General features: G+C 57.5%; 18 protein-coding genes and 1 pseudogene. 14 read left to right on the top strand and 5 right to left on the bottom strand.

The genetic code is table 11. The features are described 5' to 3' along the window. Positions 1 to 2: 2 nt before the first annotated feature. Positions 3 to 1,085: a hypothetical protein gene (locus B30_RS06435; protein ID WP_009571230.1), complete on the top strand. Its 1,083-nt coding sequence runs from the start codon at positions 3 to 5 to the stop codon at positions 1,083 to 1,085. 82 nt (positions 1,086 to 1,167) lie between these two features. Then, positions 1,168 to 1,653 carry an RrF2 family transcriptional regulator gene (locus tag B30_RS06430; protein WP_009571229.1) on the top strand — a complete coding sequence of 162 codons (486 nt, stop codon included), beginning with the start codon at positions 1,168 to 1,170 and terminating at the stop codon, positions 1,651 to 1,653. A gap of 162 nt (positions 1,654 to 1,815) precedes the next feature. Here the strand turns inward: B30_RS06430 and B30_RS06425 are convergent, their stop codons facing one another. Then, a complete protein-coding gene (locus B30_RS06425; protein WP_009571228.1) occupies positions 1,816 to 2,319 on the bottom strand; it encodes a gluconokinase in 504 nt (167 codons plus the stop codon). 271 nt (positions 2,320 to 2,590) lie between these two features. Here B30_RS06425 and atpD point away from each other — a divergent pair, with 271 nt between their 5' ends. The 9 genes from atpD to B30_RS06380 are packed head-to-tail and all read left to right on the top strand — an operon-like array spanning position 2,591 to position 9,287. Continuing rightward, on the top strand, positions 2,591 to 4,015 hold the full coding sequence (gene atpD, locus B30_RS06420; RefSeq protein WP_009571227.1) for a F0F1 ATP synthase subunit beta: 1,425 nt from the start codon (positions 2,591 to 2,593) through the stop codon (positions 4,013 to 4,015). Then, on the top strand, positions 4,012 to 4,422 hold the full coding sequence (locus tag B30_RS06415) for an ATPase (protein ID WP_009571226.1): 411 nt from the start codon (positions 4,012 to 4,014) through the stop codon (positions 4,420 to 4,422). The genes atpD and B30_RS06415 overlap by 4 nt, the downstream gene beginning before the upstream one ends. Beyond that, positions 4,419 to 4,727 carry an AtpZ/AtpI family protein gene (locus B30_RS06410; RefSeq protein WP_009571225.1) on the top strand — a complete coding sequence of 103 codons (309 nt, stop codon included), beginning with the start codon at positions 4,419 to 4,421 and terminating at the stop codon, positions 4,725 to 4,727. The genes B30_RS06415 and B30_RS06410 overlap by 4 nt, the downstream gene beginning before the upstream one ends. Further along, on the top strand, positions 4,724 to 5,038 hold the full coding sequence (locus B30_RS06405) for an N-ATPase subunit AtpR (protein WP_009571224.1): 315 nt from the start codon (positions 4,724 to 4,726) through the stop codon (positions 5,036 to 5,038). Before B30_RS06410 ends, B30_RS06405 begins: the two co-directional genes overlap by 4 nt. Then, complete coding sequence (locus B30_RS06400; protein ID WP_009571223.1) at positions 5,035 to 5,754, top strand: F0F1 ATP synthase subunit A; 720 nt, start codon at positions 5,035 to 5,037, stop codon at positions 5,752 to 5,754. Before B30_RS06405 ends, B30_RS06400 begins: the two co-directional genes overlap by 4 nt. Then, positions 5,751 to 6,050, top strand: a complete 300-nt coding sequence (locus tag B30_RS06395) for a F0F1 ATP synthase subunit C (RefSeq protein WP_009571222.1) — start codon at positions 5,751 to 5,753, stop codon at positions 6,048 to 6,050. The genes B30_RS06400 and B30_RS06395 overlap by 4 nt, the downstream gene beginning before the upstream one ends. Before the next feature lie 3 nt (positions 6,051 to 6,053). Further along, positions 6,054 to 6,824 (top strand): F0F1 ATP synthase subunit B family protein, encoded by a 771-nt coding sequence (locus B30_RS06390; RefSeq protein ID WP_009571221.1) that lies wholly within the window; start codon positions 6,054 to 6,056, stop codon positions 6,822 to 6,824. Next, positions 6,814 to 8,385, top strand: coding sequence for a F0F1 ATP synthase subunit alpha (locus B30_RS06385; RefSeq protein WP_009571220.1), 1,572 nt, complete (start codon positions 6,814 to 6,816; stop codon positions 8,383 to 8,385). Before B30_RS06390 ends, B30_RS06385 begins: the two co-directional genes overlap by 11 nt. Then, the gene (locus B30_RS06380) at positions 8,382 to 9,287 is read left to right on the top strand and encodes a F0F1 ATP synthase subunit gamma (RefSeq protein ID WP_009571219.1); all 906 of its coding nucleotides are present in this window, start codon (positions 8,382 to 8,384) and stop codon (positions 9,285 to 9,287) included. The genes B30_RS06385 and B30_RS06380 overlap by 4 nt, the downstream gene beginning before the upstream one ends. A 97-nt stretch (positions 9,288 to 9,384) precedes the next feature. On the opposite strand, the gene B30_RS06375 is transcribed toward B30_RS06380, so the two are convergent. Next, positions 9,385 to 9,693: a hypothetical protein gene (locus tag B30_RS06375; RefSeq protein ID WP_009571218.1), complete on the bottom strand. Its 309-nt coding sequence runs from the start codon at positions 9,691 to 9,693 to the stop codon at positions 9,385 to 9,387. A gap of 724 nt (positions 9,694 to 10,417) precedes the next feature. On the opposite strand from B30_RS06375, the gene B30_RS06365 reads away from it, so the two are divergent. Further along, positions 10,418 to 11,089 carry a hypothetical protein gene (locus B30_RS06365; protein WP_157789793.1) on the top strand — a complete coding sequence of 224 codons (672 nt, stop codon included), beginning with the start codon at positions 10,418 to 10,420 and terminating at the stop codon, positions 11,087 to 11,089. Positions 11,090 to 11,129: 40 nt separating this feature from the next. Next, a complete protein-coding gene (locus B30_RS06360) occupies positions 11,130 to 11,780 on the top strand; it encodes an acetyltransferase (RefSeq protein WP_009571215.1) in 651 nt (216 codons plus the stop codon). Here the strand turns inward: B30_RS06360 and B30_RS06355 are convergent. Further along, positions 11,775 to 12,809, bottom strand: a complete 1,035-nt coding sequence (locus B30_RS06355) for a DegT/DnrJ/EryC1/StrS family aminotransferase (protein WP_040401986.1) — start codon at positions 12,807 to 12,809, stop codon at positions 11,775 to 11,777. The genes B30_RS06360 and B30_RS06355 overlap by 6 nt on opposite strands. 674 nt (positions 12,810 to 13,483) lie before the next feature. After that, positions 13,484 to 13,767: pseudogene (locus B30_RS22480) on the bottom strand (IS3 family transposase); the annotation flags it as partial. A 147-nt stretch (positions 13,768 to 13,914) separates the two neighbouring features. Between B30_RS22480 and B30_RS22120 the strand changes: the two are divergent. Beyond that, the gene (locus B30_RS22120; RefSeq protein ID WP_157789792.1) at positions 13,915 to 14,145 is read left to right on the top strand and encodes a hypothetical protein; all 231 of its coding nucleotides are present in this window, start codon (positions 13,915 to 13,917) and stop codon (positions 14,143 to 14,145) included. Positions 14,146 to 14,394: 249 nt separating this feature from the next. Here the strand turns inward: B30_RS22120 and B30_RS06340 are convergent, their stop codons facing one another. Continuing rightward, positions 14,395 to 14,727, bottom strand: a complete 333-nt coding sequence (locus B30_RS06340; protein WP_009571210.1) for a hypothetical protein — start codon at positions 14,725 to 14,727, stop codon at positions 14,395 to 14,397. Between the last annotated feature and the right edge of the window lie 225 nt (positions 14,728 to 14,952).

Here is a 14,952-nt window from a genome sequence, read left to right as displayed (position 1 = left end):
TCTTGGAGCGCTGGCTGAGGATTCAAGCCGGGCCTGCGGACCTGGCCTTTGATCCTGAGGTCGGCAATATTCGCCGCTTTTCTCTGGGCGGTCATGACATCTTGCACACCGCCCATTGGGTCGGTACGCCCTCGGCGCAGGCCGCCGACAGTGTGATCGACGCCCATCTGGCGGGGGATTTTCTGGCGGCTCCCTTTGGCACCTCCGATCTTGTGCCCGGCCCACCGCATGGCTGGAGCGCCAATTCGCGCTGGCATCTGATCAGCCGCTATCAAGGCGCGGGATGTGCGGGGATGAAACTGATGTTGGATCACGACATCATGGGCGCGCGGGTGACGAAAGACATCCGGCTCTGCGAAGACCACCCCGTGCTCTATCAAACCCATGTGATCGAAGGCGGCCCGCATGAGGCAACCGCACCGGGCGGGCTGACCTTTGCTCATCACCCGATGATCCGCGTCTCTCCCGGCGATGCCATTGCCACTTCGCCCAAACGTGCCGCTCTGACGCCAGAGGCCCCTTTGGAACCGGCGCATCTCTTGGCCTATCCGGGGCGCAGCACCGATCTGACGCGCTTTCCCGCCGCAGGGGGCGGCATGGTGGACCTGACCCAGTATCCGCGCGGCAGCGGGCATGAGGATTTCGTCACTTTGGTGGAAGCTGAGGTCGGGATCGGTTGGACCGCCGTGACCCGTGCGGCACAAAATGACATTGTCGTGGTGCTCAAAGACAGCGCGGTGATGCCGGTGACGATGCTGTGGATTTCCAATGGCGGGCGCGACTATGCGCCGTGGGACGGGCGCCATGACGGGGTTTTGGGCATTGAAGATGGCTGTACGGCCGGGGCGGAGGGCCACAAAGCGGCGCTTGGTGACAATGCGATTGCCCGCGAAGGCGTGCCCACCGCGCTCGTCCTTGCTCCAGAGACCCGCCATACCCTGCGCCATGCCATCGCCGTTCTGCCGCGCCCGGAGGGGTTTGATGGCGTAAAATCGCTGACGATCCGCGAAAATCGGCTTATTTTGACCGCAATCAACGGGTCCGAGGCCGAAAGTCGGTTCGAAAGCGGTTATTTCTCTATTTGAAATATACCTTTCTGATGTAGATCAACGTGGCACAAAGCACCGCTTTATAAGCTGTCAGAAATCTCACAGGGAGCCCCCCGCCATGCGGCTGACAATCCGAACCAATCTTGCCATGCGTGTGTTGATGGCCTGTGCCGTGAACACCGGCCATATGGTGCGCCGTGCGGAGATCGCCAAAGCGGCGAATGCATCCGAGAACCATTTGGCGCAGGTGGTGCATCTTTTGGCCAATGAGGGCTATATCGACACCACGCGCGGGCGGTCGGGCGGCATCGCTTTGGCGCGCAGCCCCGACAGCATCACCATCGGCGATGTGTTTCGTCATTTCGAAGCGGGCGTACCCTTTGCCGAATGTTTCGCGGGCGATGACAATACCTGTCCGCTCAGTGCCGTCTGTCGGTTGCGCGTGGCGCTCACGGCGGCGTTAGAAGCGTTTTACGGCGTGTTGGACAGCATGACCTTGCAAGATCTGATTGCAGACAATGCCGGTCTTGAGGCGTTGTTGAACCTGCCGCAGCCGGATATGATGCTGCCGCAAGGCGGCTGTACGGTCGCGGCTCAGCTCTGAGGTCAGGCGGTAGTCTCTGATCCGGCGCGCGCGGCGCCAAAGTCAGCCATAACCTTGATCGGCCTGCACTTCAGCGCCAGTCCAGACAAGCCAGTGCCAACGCCAGTGCCAATGACATTCAGTCGCCAGCCCATGCAACGTAATCCATGCCCTCGCCGAGGGTTAAGGCGCTGAGCGGCCCATTCTTGCAAGGCTCGCAAGAGCTGTGTTCAGCACCGTGTCAAAACTTGCCGTCGCGTCGACCTCGATCACATCGGGTTCGTTGGCGGGCGGCTCCAACGTGGCGAATTGGCTGTCGATCAAGGTGGCGGGCATGAAGTGATCCGCGCGGGCGCTGACGCGGGATTTGGCGACATCGTAGGGCAGGGCGAGGTGGATAAAAACCACGCCCGGCACGCCGCGCAGCCGATCCCGATAGGCGCGTTTGAGCGCGGAGCAGGAGACCACGACACCCGCGTCTTGCGACAACTCCGCCGCGATCCGGTCCAGCCACGGCGCGCGCATTGTGTCATCCAAGGGCCGCCCCGCCGCCATCGCGGCACGGTTTTCGGGCGGGTGAAGATCGTCGCCCTCGACAAAGCGCCACTCAAGCTGCGTCGCCATGGCCTGCCCGAGCGTGGATTTGCCACAACCGCTTACCCCCATGATGACAAGGCTCTGTGCCATGGTGTTCCGCCTGTTCGCTGTTTTGTCGCTTTGTTCTATCATGTTGTTCTATCAAGGGCATGCGCCCTGACAAAGCCCCTGATGTCTGCCAGACAGCGCCCGGTCTTTGGTGTCGCCCTCACATGTTTGTGTTCTCATCCGTCACCCTATGCTGACCTGGGTCAATGTCATTGCTGTGGTTTTCTATCAGGCTACACTGATTGGAGAGGACTCACCGGTCGGGCGTGCTGTGCGCGCTGGGTTTTGGATCTGAAAAAGGGTCAAACATGTTATGACTGCCACGCCGAAAGAGGTTAAACATCAAAGTGATCAGCCGGGCGTGGATGCTGCGGCGTCCCGCGACGGTCATATCGCCGCCATTCGCGGCGGCGTTGTCGATGTCGCCTTTGACGGGGATGTGCCCCGTATCCATGATCTGCTCTATGCCGGCGATGTGGCGCTTGAGGTTGCGGCCTTAATTGGCGACGGTTTGGTGCGGGCCATGGCCTTGGCCCCCGTGCGCGGGCTTGGTCTGGGCATGGCGGTGCGCAACACCGGCGGGCCGATTACGGTGCCGGTGGGCGATGAGGTCTTGGGGCGGATGCTCGATGTGTTCGGTGCGCCAATTGACGGACGTCCCGCGCCCAAAGGTGCCGCTCTGCGCTCCATCCACCAAGCCCCGCCGAACCTCAGCGACCGGGTGTTGCAGTCCGAGACGCTTGAGACCGGGATCAAGGCGATTGATCTTTTGTCGCCGATTGAGCGCGGCGGCAAAACCGGGCTGTTTGGTGGCGCGGGGGTGGGCAAGACCGTGTTGATCACTGAGCTGATCAACAACACCGTCCAACATCACAAGGGCGTCAGCCTGTTTTGCGGCATTGGCGAACGGTCGCGCGAGGCCGAGGAATTGTACCGCGACATGGGCGAGGCCGGGGTGCGCGACAAGACCGTGATGCTGTTTGGCCAGATGAACGAGGCCCCCGGCGTGCGGTTTTTGATCGGCAACACCGCCCTGACCATGGCGGAATATTTCCGCGACGACAAAGGTCAGGATGTGCTGCTGTTGATCGACAATATTTTCCGCTTTGTTCAGGCCGGGTCCGAGGTCTCGGGGCTGATGGGGCGGATGCCCTCGCGGGTCGGCTATCAGCCGACTTTGGCGACCGAATTGGCGGCGCTGGAAGAGCGGATCACCTCGACCAACAAAGGTGCGATCACCTCGATTCAGGCGGTCTATGTCCCGGCCGATGATTTCACCGACCCGGCGGCGGCGCATATCTTTTCGCACCTCTCGGCCTCGGTCGTGTTGTCGCGCAAACGCGCCAGCGAAGGGCTGTATCCGGCGGTCGATCCGCTCGCGTCGGCCTCGGTGATGTTGACGCCCTCGGTGGTTGGCCAACGCCATTATGACATCGCCCGCGCGGTGCGCCGGACCTTGGCCGACTATGAAGAATTGCGTGACATCATCGCCATGCTGGGCCTCGAAGAACTGTCCTCGGCGGATCGGGCCACCGTGGCCCGCGCCCGTCGATTGGAGCGGTTTTTGACCCAGCCGTTTTTCACCACCGGCTCTTTCATGGGCACGACGGGCAGATCGGTGCCGATTTCGGACACGCTCGACGGCTGTGAGCATATTTTGGGCCAGAGCCAATTCGATTTGCCTGAGAGCGCCTATTACATGATCGGCGGGTTGCAGGACCTGAAGGGGGCGACATGAGCCTTGCCTCTGAGATGAGCGTCACCCTGCGCCTGCCGACCAAAACGTTGTTTAAAGGGCAAGCGACGCGGTTGATGGCGGTGGCGCAGAACGGCGGCTTTGGGATTTTGCCGAACCATATGGATATGGTCACGGCGCTGGTGCCTTCGGTTCTGACGCTGGTTCTGACGGATGGCAGCGAGGTGATTTTTGGCCTTGATGAGGGGCTTTTGGTGAAAAAGGGCCATCATGTCAGTGTCTCCACCCGGCGCGGTGTGGCGGGGGATGATCTTGTCAGTCTGCAAGACCGGGTGCAAGACAGTTTCATCCAGATGGACGAAGACGAACGCATCGCGCGCGCCGCCCTGTCGCGGCTTGAGGCCAATATGGTGCGCCGCTTTGCCGATTTGCGAAAGCCATCGTTATGAGCAACCCCCCAGATCCCAAATCGGACCGATCAGACCAGTCTGCCCGTGACATCGCACGTCATGCCCAGCGGATGAAATCGACCCGCGATCATCCCCCCCCAAGCCCGTTGCGTGGCATCAGCACCTTTGGCATGGTCGGCTGGTCGGTTGCTGTGCCCACGGTGGGCGGGGCGTTTTTGGGGATGTGGCTGGATCGGGTCGCGCCACAGACGTTTTCATGGACCATCGCTTTGATTTTGGGCGGTGTGGTGCTTGGGGCGTTCATCGCCGGGGCATGGATCAGCAAAGAAAGAGGCGAGCGATGATTTCGATAGACGCGGTGAGCGTGGATTGGATGGCTTTGCTGATCGGGCTTGCCAGTGGCGCGGTGATGAGTGCGGTGTTTTTTGCCGGCCTTGCCTATGGCATGCGGCGCGCTTTGAAAGCCACGCGCCCGGTTCCTGTCCTGATCCTGAGCGCGGTTTTGCGCATGGTGCTTTTGCTCGGCGCGGGCTGGGTCGTGGTGACCTTGGCCGGGGTTTGGGCCTTTGCCGGCTTTGCCTTGGCCTTTGTCATCTTGCGGTTTCTCGCCATCCGTTTGGACCTGTTTACCCCTGGATCAGGAGCCACATCATGACCCTGTCCCCCGACCAAACCATCTTGTTCGACCTATGGGGCATCTCGCTGAATGCCACGGTGTTTTTCACCTGGATCGTTATGTTGGTGCTGACGTTGGGCTCTATTTTGGTCACCCGAAATCTGCGCCCAGATGTGCCGCCAAATCGCTGGCGCACCATGTTGGAGGTGATCGTTCAGGGCATCGAAGGCCAGATCAAAGAGATCGCCGGACGCTCGGATCGCCCGTTGCTCTACTATGCCGGGACGTTGTTTTTATTCGTCGCCGTCTCCAACTTGCTGCTGGTCATTCCGGGGTTTGAACCGCCCACCGCGTCGCTGTCCACCACCACAGCGCTTGCGCTCTCCGTCCTGATTGCCGTGCCGCTGTTTGGCATCACCAGCCGGGGCCTTGGGGGCTATCTCAAGACCTATCTCCAACCCTCGTTCATCATGCTGCCTTTCAATATCATCTCCGAATTTTCGCGCGGCGTCTCTTTGGCCGTGCGCCTCTATGGCAACATCATGAGCGGGGCGGTGATCGCCACGATTCTGCTCGGGGTTGCTCCATTTTTCTTTCCGGTGATCATGGATGTGCTGGGCCTGCTGACCGGCATGATCCAAGCCTATATTTTTGCCATTCTGGCGACGGTTTACATCTCAAGCGCCACAGACTCTTCAAGAGCCTCTTCATCCGAATCCGCACATCCTCCCCAGACTGAAAAGGAAACATCATGACTGATCTCGGTCTCATTGCCGCCATCTCGATCTTTACAGCGGGCATCACCGTGTCGTTTGGCGCCATTGGTCCGGCGCTTGGCGAAGGGCGGGCGGCCTCCACCGCGCTTAGCGCCATTGCCCAACAACCTGACGCCGCCTCAACCCTGTCGCGCACCCTGTTCGTCAGCCTTGCGATGATTGAATCCACGGCGATTTATTGTTTCGTCGTGGCGATGATCCTGCTCTTTGCCAACCCGTTCTGGAACGCCGCCGTTGCGGCGGCGCAGACGGTTGCACCGGGTGTGGGCGGGTAAATCATGTCGATCGACTGGATCACGGTTGCGGCCCAGATCGCCAATTTTCTGGTGCTGATCTGGCTTTTGAAACGGTTTTTATATCGGCCGATTTTGGACGGCATCGACGCGCGTGAGGCCGAGATCAAGGCCCGGATGCAACAGGCCGCTGAGGCCGAAGCCGCCGCCAAAACGACGGAGGCCTCCTATCGCACCCAGATTGCGGAGCTGCAGTCGGCACAATCCGATGTCTCTGAGCGCCTGCGCCAAGAGGCCGAAATTGAACGCGACACGCTGTTGGCCGAGGCCCACGCCCGCATCGACCAAGAGCGCAAAAGCTGGCAGACGCATTTGACGGAAGAGGGGCAGAAATACAGCATCAAATTGCACCGTGCAGGGGCAGGGGCTTTGTTGTCTTTGACCCGTAAGGCACTGATGGATTTGGCAGATGACACATTGGAAGGGCGCATGGCCCATCACCTGATAGGCCAAATCAAACCGATGGTCTCTGACATCAAACAGGCCTCTGGACCCGCGACGGAGGCGGTTTTCACCAGTCATGCGACCCTGCCAGAGGCGGCGCAAACGGCCCTGAGTGCGGAGCTTCAGGCCGCTTTTCCTGGTGTGACACCGGCGTTTCGCACTGACCCGGACCAGGCGCCGGGGCTTGTCCTGCGCATGGGGGGGGCACAGGTGGCCTGGACCGTGGACAGCTATTTGGACGGGTTGGACGCGGTGATTCAGGATCACCTGTCCGCAGGGGGCGACCTCAAGGCGCAATCCAATGAAGCATGAGAGCGATGTGACTGTCCCTGATCTTGACCCAGGCCGACTTGTCAACACATTGTTGACCCTGAAAGCCCCCAAGCCGCATCTCAGCGAGATCGGCAAGGTCGCGGAGATCGCCGATGGCATTGTGATCGTCACCGGGCTGGAGCGCGCGCTCTCGGATGAGGTGTTGCTGTTTGAGGGTGGGGTGCAGGGCATCGTGTTGGACCTTGAACCGGACCGTTTGGGGGTGGTGTTGCTGGGTCCATCTGACCGGATTGCCGTGGGCGACACGGTGCTGCGCTCGCACCGGGTGGTCAGCACGGCGGTGGGGTTTGCGCTGTTGGGCCGGGTGGTCAATGCGCTTGGCGCGCCGCTTGATGGTAAAGGGCCGATCAAGGCCCAGGCCCAGCACCCGGTCGAAGCAGAAGCGCCGAAAATCCTCAACAGACAGGCGATCAAACGACCCTTGGCCACGGGGATCAAAACGATTGACGCCGCCGTGCCCGTGGGGTTGGGCCAGCGTGAGTTGATCATCGGGGATCGGCAAACCGGCAAGACCTCTTTGGCGGTGGATGCGATCCTCAACCAAAAAGACACCGATCTGATTTGCATTTACTGCGCCATCGGTCAGCGTGGCGATGCGGTGGCCAAAGTCATCGGCGCGCTCAGCAAAGGCGGTATGTTGGCGCGCACGATTGTGATGTCGGCAGGCGACGAAGACGCCGCCGGGCTGGCCTATGTCGCGCCCTATGCGGCGATGAGCATGGCCGAGTTTTTTGCCGCTCAGGGCCGGGATGTTTTGGTGGTGATGGACGATCTGACCCACCACGCGCGCTCCTATCGCGAACTCTCGCTGTTGCTGCGCCGCCCGCCGGGGCGCGAGGCCTTTCCGGGCGATATTTTCTACATCCACGCCCGGCTGTTGGAGCGTGGCGGACAATTCACCGATGACGCGGGCGGCGGCTCGATCACCGTGCTGCCCGTGGTCGAAACCCAAGCCGAAAACCTGTCCGCCTATATTCCCACCAACCTGATTTCCATCACCGATGGCCAGATTTACCTGTCACCCAGATTGGTGCGCAAAAATCAATTTCCGGCGGTGGACTTGGGCGTCTCGGTATCGCGCGTTGGCGGCAAGGCGCAAAGCCAAGCGTTCAGGTCCGTGGCGGGCAACTTGCGGGTGATGCTGTCGCAATTTGAGGAGTTGGAAGAATTTGCCCGCTTCGGCACACGGCTTGATGAGGCGACACGGGCGCGGTTGACCCGTGGGGCAGCGGTGCGCGGCGCCTTGCGACAGGCGGAGCGTGATCCGATGTCGGCGGTCGAACAGCTCACGGTTTTGGTCGCTGCGATGGAGGGGCAGTTTGACGGGCTGAGCGAGGCGGAGACGATGGCGGTGGTGTTGCGGCTGCGCGCCCGTGCCCGCGCCGATCTGGGCGATCTGGCCCAACGCATTGCCGAGAACGCGCCGATCAGTGAAGCGGATCGCGCCCGGATGGTCGAGCTGGGTCGGCACATGCGGCAGGCGGGCGGCGGGCCAGACAAAGGCACAGGCAAGGGGACAGGCAAGGGACGCTCAGGATGACCCAGTCGCTTGAACGCCTGACCCGGCGCACCGAGAGCATGAACAGCATTCGCGGCATCGTGCATACGATGAAAACCCTTTCGGTCATCAACGCCGCGCCTTATGATCATGCTGCCCGCGCCATCGAGGCCTATCATGACACGGTTCTGACCGGATTTCAGGCGTTTTTGCATCACTATCCATTGGATGCGAGGGACACGCCGGTTGTGCGGCGGGTGCTGATTGTCTTTGGTTCAGATCACGGATTATGCGGCAATTACAACGAGGCGCTGGCTGCCCATGTCGCCCAAGCCGTGCAAGATTGGCCGGAGGGGCCGCTCACTCTGCTTTGCGTTGGCGCGCAGATGGAAGATGCGCTGACCGATCAGGGCATGACCCCGAAAGAGACGCTGTTTCCGCCCGCCTCGGTGGACGGGATCGGACGGTTGTCCAATCTCTTGACCCAGCGCCTTGACGACATCCGCCATGCGGCCCATCCGGGCGACATCTCTGTGTCTCTGGCCTATTTTACCCGAGACGGCGGGGCGGGGCAGGTGCCAGACATCAAGTCGCTTTTGCCGCTCGACTCTGAGCTTTTGCGCGTTCTGTCCGCCACGCCTTGGGTCTCGCGCACGCTACCGTCCTTTACAATGGCGGCCGAGGATATGTTGATGGCGCTGATCCGTGAACATCTGTTCGCCAGCATGTTTCGCGCCGCCGCCGAAGCGCTGGTCACCGAAAACGCCGCACGGATGTCGCTGATGCAGCAGGCGGAACAGTCGATCGACGACCGTCTGGAGGGGTTGACCGGGCAAATGCGCGCGGTGCGCCAAGATGACATCACCACGGAATTGCTGGATGTGATTGTCGGCTTTGAGGCGCTTAAAAAGGGCAAAAGGCGCAAAAAAACCAAGGCTGATTGACGTTCATAGGCCGCGAGTCCGACCCGCTGCGGGGCTTTGCGACCTGTTATGTGGTTCGGGCCGCCGAAGGGCCAATGAGGAACCACTGCCCCGTTTGCTATGAAGAGACGTAGCTTTGTTTATTTCGCGGTTGTTTCGATTGCCGCAGCCTTGAAAGCCCGGCGTCTTGCAAAAAGCGACCGACGAGGAACCAATCGACAAGACCCCAAAAAACTGCAATCAGAATCAATTCCGGTGCAAAGCGCGAAGTCGCCGAAGCCATGGTTAAAAGAACCGTATCCAAAACTCCAAAGCCGACGGCCCACATCATTGCCCGGTGAAAAGAACGTGCAAGAATGCCGGAAAGCAGCCCACCGACGCCCCCGAATCTTAGGGACATGCCCAAGAACATCGCCAAACCGTTCATTTCTTTCCTACCTTCTTCCGTAAGTGTCCAAGTTCTTCCGCAAGTTTAACCGTATCGGGCACCGCGAAGAATCCCACAATCCCGCGACATCTTTCATCACGATGCTCTGCATTTCTCTATCGTTCTGGAACATCCATCATGCCCTGTCAGAAGGCTTGTGAGAACGTGTTCCGCAATCCAGCCTTGATCTGCTCAACCGCGAAGGAGCAGACGAATGAGGAAAGCCGTGTCATCTGGGCGCAGATCATCGGGACGAACGGCTGTTGCCGCTCCCTATGCTCCTCGGTCAACCAGAAAAGGTTACGCGTCCTCACCCCCATCAGTCCGGGAGCTTGGATCACGTAGAGCGTGCAGTTCTCAAGCAAATCAATGAGGCTTGATCCTATCAAGAATTTGAAAAATTTGAGTTTATCGGTATATGATCACAATCTGCAAATGCAAGCTGCGGCACAGTCAAAAAATAGGACGATATAAGGCAATGTTGACATCCAGAAAAGTGGAGCGCCCGTCGCTCCCGATCTTCGTTATGTGCCCATCTTTCGATGAAAACAGTGGCGGTATAATCGTCCTTCACGTGCTCGTGGATCGGATGAGAATGCTTGGTGTCGAGGCATATGCTGTCCCGTATATAAAAGACTATTCTGACGTCCGATCACGCTGGCTTCGCGCAATAAAAACCTGGAATGGCCTCCGGAAGCACAGGAATTTTAAATCGCACCCAAGTATGGACGTTCCTGTTGCCTCAGGTGAGTGCGTCGGCGACGGCATTATTGTATATCCCGAGACAGTATCTGGAAACCCACTAGGTGCTAGGCGGGTCGTGCGCTGGCTTCTCAACCGTCCTGGTTTCTTTGGGGTTGATGCGCGGATCGGGGCAGATGATGAGATTTTTTTTTATCAAGAAACTTTCGCGCAGGGCATTGAAGGAATTTCCCCAAGCAGATTGTTGCAGGTACGCTGGCTCCGCGATGACATATACCGTGACTTAGGGCGCGAGAGATCGGGATCGTGTCGCATGATCCGCAAAGGAACCGCAACGGCCGCGCAAATCCCCACTCCCGACGACGCAATTCCACTGGACGGAAAAAGCCACGCTGAGATAGCCGAGATTTTCAACACGACTGAAGTATTCTATTGTCACGACCTTTATACAATGTATGCTTATTATGCAGTGCTTTGTGGCTGCATACCGGTTGTTGTTCCTCAACCTGGATTGAGTTCAGAGGATTGGCACGCAGGGTTCGAGCTAAAAAACGGCGTGGCATATGGCGAAGAAGAAATGGACTGGGCGCGTTCCACACGCAAGCAACTGATCGCGGACATGCGCCAAGCGAAGGAGCGAGAGTTAGAAAATGTAATGCATTTTTTGGCAATTCTGAAGGAGCGTTTTGGGTAAAGAGTTGACTGGGTCAGACACCATCAGGGAGAGGCATTAGGTGCGTGACATTGCTATTTATGGATGCGGTGGCTTTGGGCGTGAGGTATTGCAGATACTGCATGCACTCAATGCGCAGGAGCCACAGTGGAACTGCTTGGGTTTTGTCGTTGATCCCGGCTTCGCTCGTCCAGAATCCGTGCACGGATTACCAGTGGTGGACGACATATCGTCACTTGAACGAGGAGCGCGCGCAAACATTGCAATTGCTATCGGCGCGCCGTCAGTGAGAAGGCGTGTCGCTGAGAAGCTGGGGGCGCTCGGTCACGTTTTCCCGACACTGGTGCACCCGCGCGCGTGGATCGGGGCAAAAGTATCTCTCAGCGAGGGAGTTCTGGTTTGTGCCAATGCATGTCTGACGACGGATATCATCGTGTCTCCACATGTGCACTTAAACCTGAGCGTAACCGTGGGTCACGATGCGGAGTTGGGTGCCTATTCGACAGTTAGTCCCGGAGCGAATATTTCTGGTTACGTCACATTGGGAGAAGGCGTCGACATTGGGACAGGTGCGACTGTCATACAGGGTATCTCAATCGGCGACGGAGCTGTGATCGGGGCCGGCGCTGCGGTGGTTCGCTCTATACCGCCTCACTGTACAGCCGTTGGTGTGCCTGCAAAAATAATCAAGACCGGTCAGGACACATCATAGCAAGCGCGCAATTTCGTCCTCCAGTTCACCATCTGTGAGTGCGGCGACGTCCGGATGGGTCGGTATGTTGACGAGATGCGCGTAAAGCGCTTTTGTTTTCGGTGATTCTGCGAGGGGTTTGTAGTATTTTGCAAAGGTAAGCCGCCGCGTCTCCATCACTCGTTCAAGCGGAATTTCGTTGGGTCCTATGTATCCCCAACTCATAGCAGGTGCTGTCACTCCAAATGGACGAATGGGCGAGAAACCGAGGCCACTAGCAATTCGGTGGACGCGCGCTGATTGTTCCAGATACAATGGTTCCCATTCCGGCGCTTTTTCCAGCCGTTCGATCAAGAATGCGCATGCTATGTCAGAGAGCTTGCCATTGTTTAGCCAACTTGCCGCGTCTCGCGGCACAGGACCGTAATTGAGCAGGCTGTAAAGTTCCCCAGATGCTTCTGACGGCGTAAGCGCTAAGCCACCCTCGCCCATACCATATGGCTTGGTGTGGTGAAGACTGAGTGCTTGCCACGGCCAGTCAGGCATTGAGCGGCTGATGCCCGCCGCGTTATCGATTAGAAGAAACTTCCCAGTTTCTTGTGAAAAGGCTGTATATTCGGAGAAATCTTGGAAAAGCCCGAATGGATTGACAACAATAATACCATCGAAGCTATCGCTCGGCAGCTCCCTCACGCGGTCGAGGTCCAAAAGCCCTTGCTCGGTGCAATCCAACAGCGTCATATCCGCGAAAAACCCGCGCCCTAGGTTTTGAAAGCTAAATGCAGACCCCACCCATTTGAGTTTACGATCCTCACGCGACGCCAAAACGCGAGCCATTGCCTCCAATGCAATTCCTGCGTTGGCGCATGGAGTTATGGAGCAGGCGCTTGTCAAGCCAAAATGAGCTGAGTAATCATTTGCGAGCTTTTCATACAATGGTCCACGGTTAGCCCATGTGTTTTGTGCAGCACAAATTTCAAGAAGACTCGAGATGCGCGCCATGTCCGGAAATTTTTGATTAACAAATTTAATTTCTTTGTTTGTTTTCATTGCAGAATTTCCGCTCACGTCTCACACTTCCTATAGATCGGCGCTGGTAACAACACCATGTCCTTCAACCTGACCGCCCCCCCCCACAGATGTTGCTCAAGTTCTGATAGCGTCACATCCATGTTGGTTCTCTACGTCAAAATGCACTTTTCGGGGAGAGAGGGTCGGTTGGTCCTGTGGCACCTGGACCACTCACGTCGATACGTCGCCTCTTTGCGAAAAATCGTATATTTATCAGCGCGTAGCGCGCCTTTGGTGTGATGTTACCGCCTGCCGATGTCGTCGGCAACCACGAACACCCGTTACACCTATAGATTGTCGATCAACCATGACAGATTCCGTCGTGGTGTCGTCTCGGTGTGTGGTGAATGCTGGTTTGAGTATGGAAGCAAGACGACGTAATATCAATATGTTAGGAGGAAACGACCACGAAGACGCACTTGCTGCGAAGTATCGGAAGTTCGACGACCTAGGAAACCGCACATGCGACTCTCTCTCATGTGAGCAGATACAGGGGGTGTTGAAATCAATCTGCGCAGGTCGGTAGGAAGTCATTGGTCCTGATGGAAAACGTGTAAATTTCGACAAAGGAGAAAAATGACAGAAACGGTAAGAGACAAAATCAATGAGGTGCCCTCCCAGACACCTGCCTCGTCCATTCTCTGTTGTTTGATTTCATAGTCAACGGGTGACAGCATACCGTTGTTTGTGTGCTTGCGTTTCGGGGGGTCGAACATCCCGATGTCGTCAAACACCTCTTGTCGGGCTGCGTCGCGAGTCTGGTAGGTTTCCACCGGAGGCGCTCCCGTTTCAGGAGTTGAAAGATGCTTTCTACCACCGCGTTATCGTGTTCTGCTACCGCGTTATCGTGACAATTCCCACGTCGGCTCATGCCAGATTCCAGATTGTGCTGGCTGAGAAATATCTGCCACTCGCGGCTGGTGAATTGCGAGCCTTGGACGCCCTTCTCAGTGTCAAGCCGCAATCTGAGCCTGATTTATCTGTTTGTGGCGGCGAGCGATGAGGTCGAAGACGTTACGTGTAATGTAACGTTTCAGGCCTCGAATAGGGGCTTATCCTGTCTTGTCGCTATCTGACGCCCGCCATGTCACCGCTTCGCTGTGCATCTTTGGCGGCTGGCATGTTGCACAGTGTCGAGACGGCATTGGCTGAAGTGTATGAGAATGCCCCGATTGTTTCCCAAATCGTGCGCTTCCTCGAAGCGGCGGGCACTGGCCTTAACGAATTGGGCGCGGGGTTCCGTGGCAATGGGCGCTTACTCCTGTTGCCGCTCTCATGGCCCAAGAGGCATCGGAGAAGCTGGGCGGCGGTGTGACGCTGGACGTTATGCGACCATTGCAAACCTTTGATTCTGGTGGCCGAGCGCGGGCTACGGGGCAGATTGTTGAGGCAATGGCGAAAGAGGCGGGGGTTGATTTGGATAAGGCCGCTCAAATCGTGAATTTTGCGCCAGAGCGTGGCGGCAGGTAAATTGTAGAGGTGGCGGCGGTTATGTTCAGCTTCCCGCCTTCGCGCTCTTTGTCGAAAGCGCACTGACCCCTCGCTGTAATGGCGGGGGGTTATTTTATTGTGCGACCCGTTTCTTCATTTCTTCGAGGTCCTTTGAAATCTCTTCAATGGTGCGAGTCGGAGACTTATCCGCCACCACCGTATTTGAATTTGAGGAGTGGCTTTGTTCAATGCTCGTGCTGGGCGCACTGCTACCAGTTATTGAATCGCGAATTTCTTCTAGAAGAAAAATCACCTTGCTAAATGAGAAGAACAAGACGCCAGAAATTGCTAGCGAAACCGAAAGGCCTAGCGCTAACATAAATGATGTCGGTTCGGCGATAGCTATAATTATGAATATGCCAGCTAGCCCCCAGCAGACATAGGCAATGAAATTTAGTATCTTCATAGATTGCTCTCAATAGTTTCTAGACTGGCGTGACGACGATATACAATTCGCTGAGTGATGGATTGTTCCTAATTTCTCTGTCAAGGATTTGGCCAATTGTGGCATCTTCCCCAGCGCGTATGCAGTAATTCATATCTGCAACAAGGGTTCGGGCAGATGAATCTTCAAAGAATTGGACAGTATAATCTCTGTCACGTCCTTCACTCATATTCATTCCTCCAATTG

This window comes from Celeribacter baekdonensis B30, from assembly GCF_000299875.1.
Classification (GTDB): domain Bacteria; phylum Pseudomonadota; class Alphaproteobacteria; order Rhodobacterales; family Rhodobacteraceae; genus Celeribacter; species Celeribacter baekdonensis_A.
This window is presented reverse-complemented; position numbering and strand designations above follow the sequence as displayed.

What these genes read in the sequence shown, in the direction of transcription:
- B30_RS06340 (WP_009571210.1), bottom strand. Translation starts at nt 14,727, where the DNA reads ATGAAGATACTAAATTTCATTGCCTATGTCTGCTGGGGGCTAGCTGGC.
- B30_RS06355 (WP_040401986.1), bottom strand. Translation starts at nt 12,809, where the DNA reads ATGAAAACAAACAAAGAAATTAAATTTGTTAATCAAAAATTTCCGGAC.
- B30_RS06400 (WP_009571223.1), top strand. Translation starts at nt 5,035, where the DNA reads ATGACCCTGTCCCCCGACCAAACCATCTTGTTCGACCTATGGGGCATC.
- B30_RS06430 (WP_009571229.1), top strand. Translation starts at nt 1,168, where the DNA reads ATGCGGCTGACAATCCGAACCAATCTTGCCATGCGTGTGTTGATGGCC.
- B30_RS06365 (WP_157789793.1), top strand. Translation starts at nt 10,418, where the DNA reads ATGGACGTTCCTGTTGCCTCAGGTGAGTGCGTCGGCGACGGCATTATT.
- B30_RS06385 (WP_009571220.1), top strand. Translation starts at nt 6,814, where the DNA reads ATGAAGCATGAGAGCGATGTGACTGTCCCTGATCTTGACCCAGGCCGA.
- B30_RS06405 (WP_009571224.1), top strand. Translation starts at nt 4,724, where the DNA reads ATGATTTCGATAGACGCGGTGAGCGTGGATTGGATGGCTTTGCTGATC.
- B30_RS06410 (WP_009571225.1), top strand. Translation starts at nt 4,419, where the DNA reads ATGAGCAACCCCCCAGATCCCAAATCGGACCGATCAGACCAGTCTGCC.
- atpD (WP_009571227.1), top strand. Translation starts at nt 2,591, where the DNA reads ATGACTGCCACGCCGAAAGAGGTTAAACATCAAAGTGATCAGCCGGGC.
- B30_RS06425 (WP_009571228.1), bottom strand. Translation starts at nt 2,319, where the DNA reads ATGGCACAGAGCCTTGTCATCATGGGGGTAAGCGGTTGTGGCAAATCC.
- B30_RS06415 (WP_009571226.1), top strand. Translation starts at nt 4,012, where the DNA reads ATGAGCCTTGCCTCTGAGATGAGCGTCACCCTGCGCCTGCCGACCAAA.
- B30_RS06375 (WP_009571218.1), bottom strand. Translation starts at nt 9,693, where the DNA reads ATGAACGGTTTGGCGATGTTCTTGGGCATGTCCCTAAGATTCGGGGGC.
- B30_RS06395 (WP_009571222.1), top strand. Translation starts at nt 5,751, where the DNA reads ATGACTGATCTCGGTCTCATTGCCGCCATCTCGATCTTTACAGCGGGC.
- B30_RS06380 (WP_009571219.1), top strand. Translation starts at nt 8,382, where the DNA reads ATGACCCAGTCGCTTGAACGCCTGACCCGGCGCACCGAGAGCATGAAC.
- B30_RS06390 (WP_009571221.1), top strand. Translation starts at nt 6,054, where the DNA reads ATGTCGATCGACTGGATCACGGTTGCGGCCCAGATCGCCAATTTTCTG.
- B30_RS22120 (WP_157789792.1), top strand. Translation starts at nt 13,915, where the DNA reads ATGTCACCGCTTCGCTGTGCATCTTTGGCGGCTGGCATGTTGCACAGT.